This window comes from Shewanella sp. UCD-KL21, assembly GCF_001957135.1.
Lineage (GTDB): Bacteria > Pseudomonadota > Gammaproteobacteria > Enterobacterales > Shewanellaceae > Shewanella.
In genome coordinates, this window is the sequence record NZ_MPHK01000009.1 from 136,037 (window position 1) to 153,683 (window position 17,647).

The following is a 17,647-nucleotide window of genomic DNA, read 5'->3' on the forward strand; positions in this document are numbered from 1 at the left end:
CAACCTTTCTAATTAAAACCTTATCAAGGTTGTTACAAAAAAAGCCCAACAGCAATAAATGCTGTTGGGCTTTTTAATTTGATTAAACCACGAAAGTGAATTTACAAATTTAGATGTTTTCTTCAATAGGCCCTAATGCTTGTTTAATCGCATTAATAAATGCAACTAGCTCGCCGCCCATTAATGCAAAATCGGCATCCAATTTCGCCAGTGGATCTTCAGTGCCCACATCATCGGTAGCTGCTCTAAATTCTTCAGAGAACTTAAGGCGTTTAACGCTGGCATCAGACTGTAATAAAAACGCAATTGACTTAGCAAAATGCAATGACAGTTTATGCACTTGTTTGCCGGTTGCTAAATGGGCTAATACTTCATCTTCTTGCAGTACTTGCTGCTTAAAGCGCACAATGCCGCCTTCATCTGAATCAGACTTAAGCTCAGCTTCATCTTGCATTTCAAAAGGTTGTGGTGACGCGCCGTTTCTTAACCATTCGGTTAAAGTGGTTTCAACTGGCGTAGTAAAGTGCAGCGGCACAACCGGAAGGCTGCCTAATGCTTTACGTAATAAAGCTAATAACTCTTCTGCTTTAGTGGCGCTTGAGCTGTCCACTAAAATCATTTCTAACTCAGGCATGATTAACGCATGGGTTTGACTACGACGAGAAAAAGCACGAGGCAATAGCGTCATGGTTATTTCTTCTTTCATCGCATCTTTTTCTTTCTTGGTCACTTTGCGGCTTTCTTGATCTTCTATTAACGCTACTTTTTCATCAAGCGCTTCTTTGATCACTTGCCCTGGAAGGATTTTTTCTTCTTTAGTGACACAAATTAAATGACGGTTTTCAGCGCTGTGAACTAACGCTTGGCCTTTTTTTCCCAATGCATTTGAAAAACCAAACTTACTGATGTCTTGGCTTGAGCATGGCGAAAAGGTGAAGTCAGCTAATGCTGTTTCAAGTGCCTCTGTATCGGTACTGAAAGGCTTATTAAAACGATATAGGGTGAGATTTTTAAACCACATGAAAGACACTCTTCGAAAATTAAAAATGCAGTTTACGGTATCGCGGCGCTGGGGTAAACCATCATTCCCAATCTACATGATTGTCGCTATGGCAGAATTCATCAAATTGTCATAAATCACTTCAGCTTAATATTTTTGTTATTTATCAGTGTGTTGATTGTCTTGTTTTGTAATTTAATTAGTTTGTTCTAAATAAAAAACTGCTATTGAAATATTTCTGCAACAAAAGGTGTGCAATATTCGCCTCGTTCCCAAGCTATTAGGTAGCAGGTTTCTGCTCGTTCCAACTGATTAGCTGCACAGAAAAGGTGTAAAACACCAACTATTAAGTCTAAAGGATGAAATGATGAACACTTTTTATAAAACGCTAGTTGCTTCTGCTATTACTGCTGCCACGCTTTCAACCGCTCAAGCGGCAGAGCCACTTGAAATTTACGGCAAGCTCAATGTTTCAATTCAATCAAATGATGACGGCTCAGGTTCAGAAACACGTGTGCAAAGCAATGCATCACGATTTGGTGTGAAAGGCGGCTTTGAATTAAGCAGCGCTTTAGAAGCGTTTTATACTATCGAATATGAAGTAGCAACGGACTCAGACAGCTCAAACAACTTCAAAGCCCGTAATCAGTTCGTTGGCCTAAAAGGCGACTTTGGTTCATTCGCGGTGGGGCGTAACGACACTATGCTGAAAAAGTCGCAGGGTAAAGTCGACCAGTTTGGTGACTACTCAGGCGATTTGAAAAACTTATTTGCTGGTGAAAACCGTATAGCAGAAACCGCAACTTACGTAACGCCTAAATTTGGCGATTTCCAAGCGGGCGTAACCTATGCTGCATCAGGTGACAGTAAGCAAGCGGGTGACGATGGTTTCAGTATCGCAGCAATGTACGGTGACTCAGGCCTGAAGAAAACCCCAATTTATGCATCAGTTGCCTATGATGCTGAAGTCGCAGGTTATGATATTGTTCGTGGTACAGTACAAGGTAAAGTTGCCGGTTTTGTGCTTGGTGGTATGTACCAACAAGAAGAACAAGTCGATAGCGGTGATAGCAAAGATGGCTACTTACTCAGCGCTGCCTACAAAATTGACAGCATCACTTTAAAAGCCCAATACCAAGACATGGAAGATAAAGGCGATTCATGGTCAATTGGTGCAGATTACGCACTAGGTAAGCCAACTAAATTGTTTGCATTCTATACTGACCGCACTTCGATGGATTATGAAGAAGACAATGGTGATATGGTAGAATTATCAATTGATGAAAGCTACTTTGCCGTTGGTATTGAACACAAATTCTAAAGGTTGAGGATTTATAATCCTTAATTTAGCGTTTTGTGATAAATGACAAAGGAGGCATGATGTCTCCTTTGTGTTATACGGCTCATTCACTATGATAGTTTCATGACAAAAATATGATTTTAATTTGCCTTTTGGCGCTGAGATCATATTTCTGTAATAAAACTGACCAATAATACTCATGCGGCATACTAAATCACAGAAATTACAGACAATATTATGACAGCTAAAATTTTAATTGTAGAAGATGAGTCAGCCATTCGAGAAATGCTGACATTTGTTATGGAACAACATGGTTTTACGACTACAGCTGCCGAAGATTTTGATTCAGCAATTGGCCAGTTGCAAGAACCTTATCCAGACTTAATCTTATTAGATTGGATGTTCCCTGGTGGCAGTGGCATACAATTAGCTAAGCGGTTAAAGCAAGATGAGTTTACGCGTCAAATCCCTATCATCATGTTAACCGCTCGCGGTGAAGAAGAAGATAAGGTCAAAGGCCTTGAAGTCGGCGCTGATGATTACATCACTAAGCCGTTTTCGCCAAAAGAGCTAGTGGCACGTATTAAGGCCGTTTTACGCCGTAGTGCACCAACTCGCCTTGAGGAGCTTATCGACGTGCAAGGGTTGCAATTAGACCCAGTTAGCCACCGAGTTTCAGTTGGTGAATCAGTGCTTGATATGGGACCAACTGAGTTTAAATTATTACACTTCTTTATGACTCACCCAGAGCGAGTTTATAGCCGTGAGCAGCTGTTGGACAATGTGTGGGGCACCAACGTATATGTTGAAGATCGCACCGTTGATGTTCATATTCGCCGCTTACGTAAGGCAGTCGAAGTGTCTGGACATGATAAGTTGATTCAAACCGTTCGCGGTGCAGGTTATCGATTCTCCACTAGAATGTAATTACTCACTATCAGCCAAAGCTTAATATACTGTTGTATTTCACTTTTGTTGTTTAAGTAAATGTAAATATTATTATTTATTTACAGTAATTTAAGTGTAATTCAATGGTTTGGCTATAGTCAGTAACATGGTTTTAAGCTATCTTGTGAACCATTATTTTTCGACCGACAATAAGGTAAAAAATCTGCTTAAGATTTTTTACCATCATAATTAGGCCGCTTATGTTTCGAGCTTACTCAGGGTCCAGACTTCTCCTTCGCCTTGTGGGGATCTTGTTGATATTTGCCATCATAGGCATGATCATCAATCAAGTTTATATGAGTATTATTGTCGGTTGTATTGCCCTTTTAGGCTGGCATTACCGCCAAATTACCCGCTTAAATTACTGGCTTTGGAAAGACCGCAAACTAACTCCACCTCAAGGCACTGGTAGTTGGGAAGGTATTTTCAATGGCATATATCGCCTGCAAGGTAAAAACCGTCGCCGAGTTGGCCAGTTGGCATCAATTTTAGGCCGCTTTAGGCAAGGTGCTGAAGCCTTACCTGATGCTGCAGTGGTGCTCGATTCGGAGCATAATATTTTATGGTGTAATAAACTGGCACAACTGCTGCTGGGTTTTGTTTGGCCTCAAGATAGTGGCCAACGCATTGATAATCTTATTCGTCATCCTGATTTTTCGGCCTACATTAAGTCTGGTAAATTTAACGAGCCATTAGAGCTGCCCTCGCCATTAACTGATCAACGCTTATTAGAAATACGCTTAATGAGCTATGGCGACAGACAAATGCTATTGATTGCCCGTGATATTACCCGCATTAATCAGTTAGAGGGCATGCGCAAAGAGTTTGTTGCTAATGTATCCCATGAGCTAAAAACCCCGCTTACCGTACTGCAAGGTTATCTTGAGATCATGCAAAGCATGGAAGAGCCTGACAGCATGAATCATAAGCCACTTAAATTGATGCAGCAGCAAACTAGGCGAATGCAATCAATGGTTGAGCAGTTATTAGTGCTATCGCGTATTGAAGATGGGGCAGATATTGATTTAGAAAAAACCATCAATATGCAGGTCATGTTGGATATTTTAAAAGATGAAGCCTCGGCTTTGGCAATGGATCAATATCAGCTTGAGTTCATTTGTGAGGATAATTTAAATTGTCACGGTAACGAAGTGCAATTGCGAAGCGCCTGTACCAACTTGATTTCAAATGCGATTCGTTACACAGAGCCAGGCGGCAAAATTACCATTCGTTGGGAGTTAGTCCCAAGCGGCGCTAAATTTAGCGTAACAGATACCGGCCTTGGGATAGCGCCACATCATATAAGCCGCTTAACCGAGCGCTTTTATCGAGTCGATAATGCCCGTTCCAGTAAAACCGGTGGCAGTGGTTTAGGGCTAGCGATTGTAAAGCATGCGCTTAATCATCATTACAGTGAATTGGCTATCAGCAGTGAACTTGAAAAGGGCAGTTGTTTTAGCTTTATTATTCCAGCACATTTGGTGATTAAGGGATAATGACTTTTCCCTAAATTTTTAGCATTAAAAAGCAGACATCAATGTCTGCTTTTTTGTTTATGCGGCTTGTTGTTTTAGTTCCGTTTAAACGCCTTATTATGCCTCTTTTATAGGGCGCATCTGCTTCATGGTTATTGTCTCTAAGCCTTTATAAAATCCATGAACATCTCTGATTTCTCTAATTGAATTTGCCACGCTTTTTTCCGTGAGGTAAACATCGATATATGGCAGTATTGAACTAATCAAAATATCAGATAAATCAGAAGGCTCTCCTTTTCGACTAGGGTGAGCAAACTTATAATGATATATATAGCTTTTACTAACTTGGGATGGAAACCTAGTTACATTTAATGCGGAGCTGTTTGCTTGGAGAGTTTTACAAAAACTTGGGACAAGATTTGAAATAAACTCAAATGCGACTAGATCAACACTGCTCTTTATTGCCTTTTTATTACTTAAGCTCTGCCCATCTAAATAACCAAAGCTATTCCTACCTTTCATTTCCTTAAAATATTGCTTTTCTGTAGCCTTATAGTCTTCACCCAATGCTTTATTTATGTAGTTTTTGATGATTAAGTTCAACTCATGAGGCGAATTACCAGACAATAGAAAAGTAATATCTTTGATTGAAGTAGGCTCTACGCCCTCATAGTTTTCTAATTCTTTATTTACAATATCATCGTCACTGAGAGCCAGCAGTGAAGGTAATGTGGAAAATACAGATATAAATTCATCGAAACATTCATCTTGTGAAATTTCCCATAAACTAACAGGAGAAAAAACAAATAAGCCATCTGAAAACACTCTATTGATCACATTAGAGCCAAAGGATTCTCTTTCCTTAAACATTTGAATAATGAAATTTGAGTCGATCAAATAACATTTATAAGACTTATTCTTTACTGTGATCATAGAACTCTCATCATTGAGGTATAACGCCCGCTTAAGCGGACTAAAATAGCGGGTTAAAATATGTAGCGGATTTGGGGTTTAAACCACTGTTTTATTGGTGTTTTAAATCTGTTGTTATATTTTTATTCCGTACTCAACAGTTCAAAATCAATAAACTCATCATCGGATGCTAAATGCCTATAAGCGGATACTTCAGGAAGAAGCATTCCTCGATCTCCCCAATTGAGAACGTGGATTTCAATTGGCATATCACTTATTGAGTTAATATTGGATGAATTGCAAGCCGGCTGATGTGTGAAAATTAATAATTTTTCTGCTAGGTCTACCTTATGATCCCATAATTTATCTAATTCATCATCAGACGAGATACGGCCAGTATAAATTCTTACATTCTCACTGTCCTGATTGTATAACCACTTTTCATGTTGGCGTAATCTTATACCAAGAGTTTGATCTCGAGCTTTACCAATATAAAGGAGTACATTGTGACCATAGACTGGATGACTTCCATATATCTGATAAACACCATAGTCAGTTGCGCCTGTGAGCTTATAGGCTTCTTCAAAAGTCACTCCCGTAACCCAATCAATATGTATTTGCATTAAATTCACCTTGAAAATATAACGTTTTAGTATTTATGCTTTGCGCTGTTTGCAGGGCATAAATCGCTTGTTGGACTTGGCCGATGCCACATCCCTATTTATCGGTATGGTTTATGCTATAGGAATTTGCTTTTTGACGGTAGTTGTTTTTTGTACAGTGTCTCGGCTAATAGTTTGTTCTAATTGCATATTTTAAGGTGTGTTTTGTGATGTTTCATCTTTTACTCTGCTTTGCTCTGTTGGTTGAGATTGAAAAAATATGAAAATTAATTATCTAGATCGCCGTAACTCTATACTTCATTTATATTGGCACTTTCTCCGTAGACCATAACTTCGATTTAACCAATTGCCTGCCGCAGGCTTATGTGCAGATACAACTGCGAGACGCTGCAAGTACGTCCATGTAAGCTCTGCCAAAACATCCATGTTTTGGAAGCTCGCTGCTGCATCTACACTGGGTTTATTGTCTCTTCGATTTGATTTTTATTCGTGGGAAATAAAAAGCAGAAAGTCTATTGGCCTCCGACTCAATTTGGATTGAGGTCATCGAGAAAAGACCGTGAGCTTGGCATGGATGCCAAGCTAGCTTTCGAGGTGCAGGGATGCACCATCGGAAGCGTTAGGGCTTTTCGACAATGACCGAAGACGGATACAGATGAAGTTAAAAGCTGGATCAATCCCCACCGAAAATCATGCGCTTTTCAGCATTTTTCGTTAGGGGCGGCAAGGTGATCCAAGAGGGTATTGCTGTTGATACCCTTTTGGTCTGGTGTGGGCGAAGCACCACGACGTTAATCCAAACGGAGTTTGGAAATACTAAAAGGGAGCCAACCGTCTAAATCTGGCTTGGCCGAAGCACCACGACGTTAATCCAAACGGAGTTTGGAAATACAAAAAGGGAACCAACGGTCTAAATCTGGATTAGTGGCAAACAATTTACATAAAGCGAACCCTGTTTGACTTTGCAGATACTCTTGTAATCAAGTTGCTAATTACCATAAAGGTAAAGTCTAACTTGTTAAGCAAAAACTGCAGGCTTAATAAATAACACATAGTCAAAATGAGCTGTGTTAAGCATTTTAAATACACGAGATATTAACTAAAGCTATGATTTTTAACTAATTAAAGTTACCATTGATTAGCTTTGGAACGTGTTTGATGTCATTGTTAAAAGTGTTAATTGTCATACTCCTGTCACATTAGCGTCATAGACTTGTCATCATCGTCATTGATACTGAGCCTGTCTTAAATAACAACGCTTATAATACCGGAGCACAAAAATGAAACTTAAACAGCTAGTTGGCGCTATCGCCTTTTCAGCAGCTGGTGTATTTTCAGCTACATCTATGGCAGCCATTGATAAAACATTACCTGTGTACGAAAAAACCAGTGGTGTTTCAGGTAACTTGTCATCAGTGGGTTCAGATACATTAGCCAACATGATGACCTTATGGGCTGAAGATTTTAAACACATTTACCCTAACGTAAATATCCAAATTCAAGCTGCTGGTTCTTCTACAGCGCCGCCAGCATTAACAGAAGGGACTTCTCAGTTCGGCCCAATGAGCCGTCAAATGAAGCCTAACGAAATTGAAGCATTCGAAAAGCATTACGGTTACGCGCCGACAGCTATTCGTGTTGCCATTGATGCATTAGCAGTATTTGTGCATAAAGATAACCCAATTGAAGGGCTAAGCATCGAGCAAATTGACTCAATCTTCTCATCGACTAAAAAGTGTGGCGGTGATGATGTAACGCGTTGGGGCGATGTGGGTCTTGAAGGTAACTGGGCTAAGAAAGACGTGCAATTATACGGCCGTAACTCAGTTTCAGGTACTTATGGTTACTTCAAAAAGAAAGCCCTATGTAAAGGTGACTTTAGACCAAACGTAAACGAGCAACCTGGTTCTGCATCAGTGGTTCAATCAGTTTCTCAAGGCCTAAACGCTATCGGATATTCTGGTATCGGTTATAAAACTGCTGGCGTAAAAGCAGTCGCTATTTCTAAGAAAGGCACTAAATTTATTGATGCAACTGCGGCAAATGCTGCTAATGGCACTTACCCATTATCACGTTACCTGTACGTTTACATCAACAAGCACCCTAACAAAGATTTATCGCCAATGGACCGTGAGTTTATCCGTTACGTGTTATCACTGCAGGGTCAGCAAGTTGTAGAAAAAGACGGTTACGTACCACTACCTCGTAGTGTTGTAGCAAGAGATTTACAAAAAGCAGGTATTAAGCTGTAAGCTAAACTGCTTCTTTATACAAAGCCTCTTTTTTAAGAGGCTTTTTTATTTTCAGATAGTGGGTGTTAAGTTAATTGGATACACAGTGATACTCGATGAAAAGCGGCCGTTGGTATACAGTACTCATTAGAATTTTTTGAGTAATGGATATCAAAATGCGCAAGCTTTGGGACAACAATCGTGATTATCACTCAGTGGCTAATACTGATCAGATTAAAGTACATCATTTACAGTTAAACTTAGATGTTGATTTTGATAAGCAGCAATTAGTCGCTCAAGCAACACTGCAATTTAATCGCTGTGAAGACTGTAATGAATTAGTGCTAGATGGACGCGATTTGATTATCGATACCATTAGCGATAACAGTGGCCGCCCGCTTGAATTTAGTATTGAGCATATCAATGAGCTACAAGGCGAAAAGATTGTCATTGCAGTAGGTGATGACATCAATCAAGTGATTATTAGTTATTGCACCTCCCCCAAGGCGCAAGGGCTGCAATGGCTAACACCTGAGCAAACCTTAGGTAAACAAGTGCCTTATCTTTTTAGCCAATCTCAACCGGTTAACGCCCGCAGTTGGATACCTTTGCAAGACAGTCCCAAAGCGCGTATTACTTTTTCAGCGACCGTTAAGGTCAATAACGGTTTACGAGCAGTGATGAGCGCGGCTAACAGCGACATTATGCCCGCTGACGGCGTGTTCCAGTTTGAGATGGAAAAGCCCATTCCGACCCATTTATTAGCGCTGGCAGTAGGGGATTTAGCTTACGGGGCCATTAGTGATCGCTGCGGTATTTATACCGAACCTGCGATGCTGGCCAAAGCATTAGCAGAGTTTGAAGATACCGAAGAGATGATATTAGCGGCCGAATCCTTGCTTGGGCCCTATCCATGGGATCGCTATGACATGATAGTGTTACCACCGAGCTTTCCCTTTGGCGGCATGGAAAACCCACGACTGGCTTTTATTACTCCGACTTTGATAGCGGGGGATAAAAGCTTAGTGTCTACCGTGGCCCATGAGTTAGCTCACTCATGGACGGGCAACTTAGTCAGTAATGCCACATGGCGAGATTTATGGCTCAATGAAGGCTTTACCACGTACTTTACTAATCGTTTAGTGGAAAAAATCTATGGCACCGAGCAAGCCGAGCTTGAGTGGGTGATTGAGTTTGGCCGCCTTAAAGAAGAAATGATCTCAATGCCATTAGCTGCGCAAACACTGCCGGCTAATGTGCAGCAACAAGATGCCAATGACGCTTTTAATCGCTTTACCTATGACAAGGCATCAATGTTTGTCCATGAACTTGAAGCGCGCTTAGGCCGTAAAGCCTTTGATCAATTCTTATTTGATTATGTGCAGCATTTTAAGTTTCAAGCTATTACCACAGAAACCTTCATTGAATATGCTAAGCAAACCTTGCTAGTGCAGTATCCCGAAGCCATTAATGAATCAGAGTTGATGACTTGGGTATATGGTGAAGGATTACCCCAATGGTTTGTTGGGCCGACATCTACAAGCTTAGATAAAGTGGATTTGGCTTTACAGCAATTAAAGCTGGGTGACAGCGCGGCTAAATTGAATGTGACTGATTGGCGAGTGCATCATTGGCAGTATTTTATTAATCAGTTGCCGCTGCAGCTTACGCAGTTACAACTTACCGATCTTGATAGCGTGTTTGGTTTTTCGGGTTCACAAAATGCTGAGCTTGCCTGCGACTGGTACCGGGTTGCCATTCGCAATAACTATGAGATTGTGCTGCCAAAGGTTGCAGCCTTTTTAGGTAATATTGGCCGAGCAAAGTTTGTTAAGCCGCTTTATAACGAGTTATTAATTGCCGGATATGAGCAACAGGCTTTAGCGATATTTCAGCAGGCAAGGGCAGGTTATCATCCTTCACTGCAAGTTCAACTTGATGCACTGATGCAGCAGCTTTGAAGCTCGGCGCTATTGGTTAACAGTTGTTCAGCAGTTGATTAACGATGGCCCAAAAAAAATGGCAACCCAATGGGTTGCCAGAAGTATTACTTTGTAGGTTTTGCTAATAATGCGCTAGCGTATTAACAATGCCCTAAATGGGGATGATGATGAACAATGAAAACCGGGTAAAACATAATTCGGTTAGCGATAATGTCATTGGATATTCAGTCACCGTGATGAAGAGTTCATGAACATCGGCTTAAAAGCACATTACCTCGTTGCTACAGTTACTCAGAGTGGCCCATTTCAAAAAAGTTCATTACCGCGGTAAATTATTTTAAAATTTTTTGGGTGAGCTGGTTTAATTGGATTTTATGACTCCAGTTTGGCTTTAAAACGGCAACTTAAATCAGCATTTTGAATCTGCAGCTTGAGCCAGTATTTAATCATCATTCTAATCAAAGAAATAAATTTGGCGCAAAAAAATGGCAACCCAATGGGTTGCCAGAAGTATTACTTTGTAGGTTTTGCTAATAATGCGCTAGCGTATTAACAATGCCCTAAATGGGGGATGATGATGAACAATGAAACCGGGTAAAACATAATTCGGTTAGCGATAATGTCATTGGATATTCAGTCACCGTGATGAAGAGTTCGTGAACACCGGCTTAAAAGCACATTACCTCGTTGCTACAGTTACTCAGAGTGGCCCATTTCAAAAAAGTTCATTACCGCGGTAAATTATTTTAAAATTTTTTGGGTGAGCTGGTTTAATTGGATTTTATGGCTCCAGTTTGGCTTTAAAACGGCAACTTAAATCAGCATTTTGAACCTGCAGCTTGTTTCAGCATATTTTCATAATTCTAATCAAAGAAATAAATTCGCCGCAAAAAAAATGGCAACCCAATGGGTTGCCAGAAGTATTACTTTGTAGGTTTTGCTAATAATGCGCTAGCGTATTATCAATGCCCTAAATGGGGGATGATGATGAACAATGAAAACCGGGTGAAACATAATTCGGTTAGCGATAATGTCATTGGATATTCAGTCACCGTGATGAAGAGTTCATGAACATCGCCTTAAAAGCACATTACCTCGTTGCTACAGTTACTCAGAGTGGCCCATTTCAAAAAAGTTCATTACCGCGGTAAATTATTTTAAAATTTTTGGGTGAGCTGGTTTGATTGCATTTGATGACTCCAGTTTGGCTTTAAAACGGCAACTTAAATCAGCTGTTAAATCAGCATTTTGAATAAGCAACTTGTKCCAGTATTTWATCATCRCTCTAATSAAAGAAATAAATTCGRCGCAAAAAAATGGCAACCCAATGGGTTGCCAGAAGTATTACTTTGTAGGTTTTGCTAATAATGCGCTAGCGTATTAACAATGCCCTAAATGGGGGATGATGATGAACAATGAAAACCGGGTAAAACATAATTCGGTTAGCGATAATGCCATCGGATATTCAGTCACCGTGATGAAGAGTTGGTGAACATCGGCTTAAAGCACATTACCTCGTTGCTACAGTTACTCAGAGTGGCCCATTTCAAAAAAGTTCATTACCGCGGTAAATTATTTTAACTTTTTTGGGCTAGCTGGTTTGATTGCATTTAATGACTTCAATTTGGCTTTAAATCCGCTGTTAAATCAGCAGTTTGAATCGGCATCTTGTTCCAGTATTTTATCATCGCTCTAATGAAAGAAATAAATTCGGCGCAAAAAAATGGCAACCCAATGGGTTGCCAGAAGTATTTCTATGGGGGTCACTGTTAACGGTGCGCTAGCGTGTTAGCAATGTCCCAATTGGGAGTGATGATGAAAAAGTGTTACCTAATTCGAGTAGCGAAATAATTGGGGAGATTAAATCTATAAAAGCCCAGTATCGAAATAACCTTGATGAGGGGTTAGCCCATTACTGACTAGCTACATTACTAAGAGAGCCTAAGCTGCAAAAGGTTCAATAAAATTTATTATTTTTTAATTATTTCGAATAATTGAAAGTGATACATTTTTATGTGGCTGTTTTTTGTAAGGTTTTTATAAGATCCTTTATTGATCGTTTATGGCGAACATCATCGGATTAAAGGGGCTGCTTTACAAAATTTGCTTTAGCAAACCAGTCTCATCAAAAATTAGCCCCATAAAAAAAGGCAATCAAACGATTGCCTATTGATCCACTTTGAGATCAAAGGGACCGCGCTAGAAGTCCCAGGGAGATGATGAAAGTGAAAACACTGTCTATATACTAAGAGCATCTCAAAGTGGAATAGTTCAAAAAAACATCAATAATTTTTAATTTTTTTATCAATAAATTTTTTATGTAATTAAATCAGATAATTAAAAGTAATTAAATTATCGATTAAATGCGCTAACGCTTACTTTTTCAGTAGATACTCAATTTGTTCTACTAAATTTTCAGGTTTCATGGTTGGTGCATAACGCTTTAGCACCTTACCTTCTTTGTCTATTAAGAATTTAGTGAAGTTCCACTTAATTGACTCACTGCCCAGCAACCCTTTGGCTGAAGACTTAAGAAACTTATAGATAGGAGCGGCATTGGCGCCATTAACGTCCACTTTACTAAATAACGGAAAACTAACCCCGAAATTCAGTTCACAAAATTTGCTAATGGTAGCCTCGTCACCTTTTTCTTGGGAGCCAAACTGGTTACATGGAAAACCTAAAATCACTAAACCTTGCTCTTTATATAACTGATACAGGTGCTCAAGGGGTTTATATTGATGGGTAAAACCACATTCACTGGCAGTGTTAACAACCAATACCACATGATCTTTAAATTGATCCATGGATACCGTGTTACCTTGAATGTCTACTGCGCTTTGCTGATAAAATGTTTGGCTCATGGTCAACTCCTAAAACGATAATAATACTTATAAGTTTTATCATAACCGCAAATTAAGTTGTGCGCAATTTAATTTGCAGTTTTATAAATACGTAGGCTGATTTGGGCTTGCCATCAACGACAGTAGTTCATTTTACCCATTACGTTTTACTCAACCGCGACTTGATATATTAACTTACAGGTATTGCTAGTTCTTATTCATTGTAACTGGGGTGTGGTTTAATTGTGTGTTAATCCGCCTAGGCGCCTGTATTAGGGCGTTTTATAAAGACTAAATTAATTAGCTCAGTATAATCTTGCCCAATAAGCACTTAGGTTTGAGGTTATAAATGAATAAAAAAATGATGGCTGTGATTGCAGCGAGTATATTTTGCGTCAATGTTAATGCCACTGAGTTTTCTTTAGGGCTGAGTGAGCACGTGGTGTCTACAGACATTAAGACCAATATTAATCCTAACGTTAATCTTGAAGCCGCTTATGTGTATTCAGATAAGAAAGGTAACTTGGCGCAGTTTGCCATGCATATGACCCATCAAACTGGCCCGCATTCAATTGAAATTGGCCCTAAGCTATCCAGTGTTTGGTTTGATAATAGCCCAAATGGCAGTGTTGTTGCTGTAGGCGGGCATTATGGTTATGCGCTTGGCAATAAAGTCTCACTGCATGCAGATGCTTATTATGCTCCGTCAGTATTATCATTTTCAGATGTTGATGGTTACACTGAATTTGGCGGCAAAGTGCAGTATGACTTTAACCCAAATATGGCGCTGTTCATTGGCTATAGAAATATCACTTTTAAGTATGATGGTCGCTCAGACAGTGCTTTTGAAGATGGCTTTTATATTGGTGGTACTTCACGCTTCTAAATGCGTCTTTAGCGTTAAAGTCTGCAGACAATTAACAGCAAGTTGCCCCGTAATTTGCTGTTAAGGCTTTGCCATAGTGGTTTATGTGGCTGGGTATCTCGCTCAATACATTTGCCACTAACTGAGCGCTATGGTCTTCATTATTTCAAGCTTACTAATTCATAAGCTTACTAATTCATTAGCTCACTCAAAAGTTTCCACTCCCTCAACAATTTTCACTTGCAAACGATCTTAGTTATAAAACGAGTTATAAAGCGAGTTATAAAACGAGTTATAAAAGTTCACGGTCGCTAATGGAGTCACCCATACCATTAATAAATGGCTCTCATCGCTTATTTAGCTTTCCAGTTCAAAAAAGGTTTTGATAGTGTCAATTTGGTTCATGGCGTCTTTGTAACCGAGATCGATTAAGGCACTGGTATAGGATTTTTCAAATAATAAGTATGACGCGATACTTGAGTCTGATTGGCGATTAATACCAATAAATTTCAGTAGTATTCTGATGGCGAGAGGTAAGTCTTGAAAGTAGCGCGCGGCAATAACGCTTAAATCTTCACTGGGCTTAATGACTAAGGTGTCAATTTTACGCAAATGAACCAGTTTGGCATCAGCGGGTGGAATAAGGTCTAAGGTGCTGTTTATTCGCTCTAATCGTTCTAAATCACTGTTTAAAGTGTCTGAGAAAATGGTATCGAGTAAATGACCCGCAATGGTTGCCGTTTTAGGGTGAGCATCGATATCACTGTGTCTTTGCTTGTGAGGGCTATCTAGATTGATCACCATAATTTTACTGGCGCCTAGATGTATCGGGCTGGATAACGGCGATAGTTGGTGTACTGAGCCATCACCAAAATAGGCTTGTTTTAATTTTACCGATGGAAAAACCAACGGGATAGCTGAGGTCGCCATCAAATGATCTGTGGTTAATGTAGTGCGGCGACCATGTCTTCTTGCCCGTTGCCAATCGTTAATACTATGGCTAGCTTGATAGAAACTGTAAGAATATGAGTCATTGTAACTTGATGCATCCAAGCTGATGGCCTTTAACGCGCCGCTACCAATATTGCGTTCAATACGCTGAAAATCAATTAATTGGTTGAGTAGTCTACGTAATGGTTGGTTGTCCAGTAAGCTACCGGCTTCAGTATTAACGGTATCACTTTGCAACCCTTTTAAAGCCATTTTAGATAAGTGTTTAAATACATTCCAAAACGATGAGCTGTAGACTTTATGGGTTTCAAAGTGTCGCCAAACCCAATCAAGTTTGCGAACGCCTAAATGAAAACAAGAGGCATGGGTAGCTAATGACGTTGCGTTAATTGCACCTGCTGAGCTACCACTTAGAATATCAAACGGAATATGATGATTACGCGGATAAAGCTGAACTAGCGCTTTTAACACGCCAATTTGATACGCAGCCCGTGCGCCACCACCACCTAATACCAGTGCAATTGATTCTGACAACGATGCTCTCCTGTGAGTTTGATAAGCTGATGATATCAGTATGTATAACAATAACTGGTTATACCAATCAAAATAGCATAATCGACAGTAGTTACATGTAAAAGATGAAATGAAAACCAAAAAAAACGCACCTTAAAAGGTGCGTTGTTTACGGCATAGTTTTAAAGCGAATGATTAGCCTTTAATTGCTGACTTAATAAAGTCGACAATCTGATCAAACGGGATATCTTGTTTTTCACCGGTGCGGCGGTTTTTATATTCAAACACGCCAGCATCGATATTACGATCGCCAATAACAATTACATGAGGCAAGCCAATTAGCTCCATGTCATTGAACATCACGCCTGGGCGCTCTTTACGGTCATCTAATAAAATTTCGATGCCTTGGGCACTTAAGTCTGCGTAAAGCTGCTCAGCCATGTCTTTTACGCGATGAGACTTATGCATGTTCATCGGTAAAATACCCACAGTGAACGGCGCTAGTGATTCAGGTAACTTCATACCACGGTCATCATGGTTTTGCTCGATTGCAGCGGCAACGATACGGCTCACACCTGCGCCATAACAACCCATTTGCATCACTTTTGACTTACCGTTTTCATCGAGTACGGTTGCGCCCATTGCTTCTGAGTAGTTAGTACCAAGTTGGAAGATATGACCGACTTCAATACCACGTGCAAACGCATAAACACCTTTACCATCTGGGCTTGCTTCACCTTCAACCACGTTACGAATATCCATCGCTTGTGCCATTGGTAAATCGCGTTCCCAGTTGATGCCAAAGTAATGCTTACCTTCTTGGTTAGCGCCAGCTGCAAAGTCGCTCATTAGCGCGACGTCACGGTCAATGATAATAGGCATATCAAGGCCTACAGGGCCGATTGAACCAGGACCTGCGCCTACAGCGGCAACCATTTCAGCATCAGTGGCAAACTCAAGTGGTGAGGCCACGAGCTCATGCTTCTCAGCTTTTAATTCGTTTAACTCATGATCGCCACGAACAACTAATGCTACCAATGGTGCATCTTCAGTTGCGCCTTTAACAATCAAGGTTTTAACTGTGTTAGTGATTTCAAGTTCAAACTGCTCAACTAATTCAGCAATGGTTTTAGCATTCGGCGTATCAACGACAGTCATTTCCTGTGTTGGTGCGGCTAGTGTGCCAGTTGGCGCTGCAGTTTCTGCTTTTTCAATGTTAGCGGCATAATCACTTTCAGTTGAATATGCGATCAAGTCTTCACCACTGTTAGCAAGAACATGGAACTCATGTGAGGTACTACCACCAATTGAACCCGTGTCAGCAATAACCGGACGGAAAGCAAGCCCCATACGATTAAAGATGTTGCAGTATGCTTGATGCATGTCTGCATAAGTCTTATCCATGCACTCTTGGGTTAAATGGAAAGAATAGGCATCTTTCATCAAGAATTCGCGTGCACGCATCACGCCAAAACGAGGGCGGACTTCATCACGGAATTTTGTTTGTACTTGATATAATGTCAGTGGCAATTGCTTATAAGAGCTCACTTCTTTACGGACTAAATCAGTAATCACTTCTTCATGGGTTGGGCCTAAAACGAAGTCGCGGTTATGACGGTCTTGGAAGCGGAGCAATTCAGGACCAAATTTTTCCCAACGTCCTGTTTCAACCCAAAGATCGGCCGGCTGTACTAGGGGCATCAAAATTTCAATAGAACCGACTTTGTTCATTTCTTCACGAACAATGGCTTCGACTTTACGTAATACACGTAAGCCACTCGGTAACCATGAATAAAGGCCTGATGCATTGCGGCGGATAAAGCCGGCACGTAACATCAATTGATGGCTGATGACTTCTGCATTTGCAGGTGTTTCTTTTTGTGTTGAAAGCAGGTACTTGCTAACTCGCATTCCCAATGTCCACTTAGTAGCTATTAATGTGCGACATTTTATCACCTGTAACGATGAAGTCACCAGATAATTAAGCGATAGCTGACAAAGATAGCCATAGGGCTATGGCAAAATGATATGGGCGATAAATTA

Annotated in this window: 13 protein-coding genes; 7 read left to right on the forward strand and 6 right to left on the reverse strand. The window is 40.3% G+C overall.

Going from position 1 to position 17,647, the window contains the following annotated elements; all coding sequences use genetic code 11:
• Window positions 1–109 precede the first annotated feature (109 nt).
• Window positions 110–1,021: a recombination-associated protein RdgC gene (rdgC, locus tag BM739_RS10375; RefSeq protein WP_076540342.1), complete on the reverse strand. Its 912-nt coding sequence runs from the start codon at window positions 1,019–1,021 to the stop codon at window positions 110–112.
• 343 nt (window positions 1,022–1,364) lie between these two features.
• Here rdgC and BM739_RS10380 point away from each other — a divergent pair, with 343 nt between their 5' ends.
• From BM739_RS10380 to phoR, 3 genes are all read left to right on the forward strand, one after another.
• On the forward strand, window positions 1,365–2,321 hold the full coding sequence (locus tag BM739_RS10380) for a porin (protein WP_076540344.1): 957 nt from the start codon (window positions 1,365–1,367) through the stop codon (window positions 2,319–2,321).
• A gap of 216 nt (window positions 2,322–2,537) precedes the next feature.
• The gene (gene phoB, locus BM739_RS10385) at window positions 2,538–3,227 is read left to right on the forward strand and encodes a phosphate regulon transcriptional regulator PhoB (RefSeq protein WP_076540345.1); all 690 of its coding nucleotides are present in this window, start codon (window positions 2,538–2,540) and stop codon (window positions 3,225–3,227) included.
• A 221-nt stretch (window positions 3,228–3,448) separates the two neighbouring features.
• Entirely contained in the window at window positions 3,449–4,744 is a 1,296-nt protein-coding gene (phoR, locus tag BM739_RS10390) for a phosphate regulon sensor histidine kinase PhoR (protein WP_076540346.1), read from the forward strand.
• Between the two features lie 96 nt (window positions 4,745–4,840).
• Here phoR and BM739_RS10395 read toward each other — a convergent pair whose 3' ends face one another.
• Both BM739_RS10395 and BM739_RS10400 read right to left on the reverse strand, forming a co-directional pair.
• Window positions 4,841–5,656, reverse strand: a complete 816-nt coding sequence (locus tag BM739_RS10395) for a hypothetical protein (RefSeq protein ID WP_076540348.1) — start codon at window positions 5,654–5,656, stop codon at window positions 4,841–4,843.
• Between the two features lie 122 nt (window positions 5,657–5,778).
• Window positions 5,779–6,258, reverse strand: a complete 480-nt coding sequence (locus BM739_RS10400; RefSeq protein ID WP_076540350.1) for a hypothetical protein — start codon at window positions 6,256–6,258, stop codon at window positions 5,779–5,781.
• A gap of 1,280 nt (window positions 6,259–7,538) precedes the next feature.
• Between BM739_RS10400 and BM739_RS10410 the strand changes: the two genes are divergently transcribed.
• The 3 genes from BM739_RS10410 (at window position 7,539) to BM739_RS20230 (ending at window position 11,503) form a co-directional block, all read left to right on the forward strand.
• The gene (locus BM739_RS10410; RefSeq protein ID WP_076540352.1) at window positions 7,539–8,510 is read left to right on the forward strand and encodes a PstS family phosphate ABC transporter substrate-binding protein; all 972 of its coding nucleotides are present in this window, start codon (window positions 7,539–7,541) and stop codon (window positions 8,508–8,510) included.
• 155 nt (window positions 8,511–8,665) lie between these two features.
• Window positions 8,666–10,450 (forward strand): M1 family metallopeptidase, encoded by a 1,785-nt coding sequence (locus tag BM739_RS10415; RefSeq protein ID WP_083698127.1) that lies wholly within the window; start codon window positions 8,666–8,668, stop codon window positions 10,448–10,450.
• A gap of 888 nt (window positions 10,451–11,338) precedes the next feature.
• Window positions 11,339–11,503, forward strand: a complete 165-nt coding sequence (locus tag BM739_RS20230) for a hypothetical protein (RefSeq protein WP_175609513.1) — start codon at window positions 11,339–11,341, stop codon at window positions 11,501–11,503.
• A 1,304-nt stretch (window positions 11,504–12,807) separates the two neighbouring features.
• On the opposite strand, the gene BM739_RS10420 is transcribed toward BM739_RS20230, so the two are convergent.
• Window positions 12,808–13,296, reverse strand: a complete 489-nt coding sequence (locus BM739_RS10420; protein ID WP_076540355.1) for a glutathione peroxidase — start codon at window positions 13,294–13,296, stop codon at window positions 12,808–12,810.
• A 328-nt stretch (window positions 13,297–13,624) separates the two neighbouring features.
• On the opposite strand from BM739_RS10420, the gene BM739_RS10425 reads away from it, so the two are divergent.
• Window positions 13,625–14,161 (forward strand): YfaZ family outer membrane protein, encoded by a 537-nt coding sequence (locus BM739_RS10425; RefSeq protein WP_076540357.1) that lies wholly within the window; start codon window positions 13,625–13,627, stop codon window positions 14,159–14,161.
• A gap of 336 nt (window positions 14,162–14,497) precedes the next feature.
• Here the strand turns inward: BM739_RS10425 and BM739_RS10430 are convergent, their stop codons facing one another.
• Both BM739_RS10430 and BM739_RS10435 read right to left on the reverse strand, forming a co-directional pair.
• A complete protein-coding gene (locus tag BM739_RS10430) occupies window positions 14,498–15,625 on the reverse strand; it encodes a patatin-like phospholipase family protein (RefSeq protein WP_076540359.1) in 1,128 nt (375 codons plus the stop codon).
• A 174-nt stretch (window positions 15,626–15,799) separates the two neighbouring features.
• Window positions 15,800–17,515, reverse strand: coding sequence for a proline--tRNA ligase (locus BM739_RS10435; protein ID WP_076540361.1), 1,716 nt, complete (start codon window positions 17,513–17,515; stop codon window positions 15,800–15,802).
• Window positions 17,516–17,647: the final 132 nt, after the last annotated feature.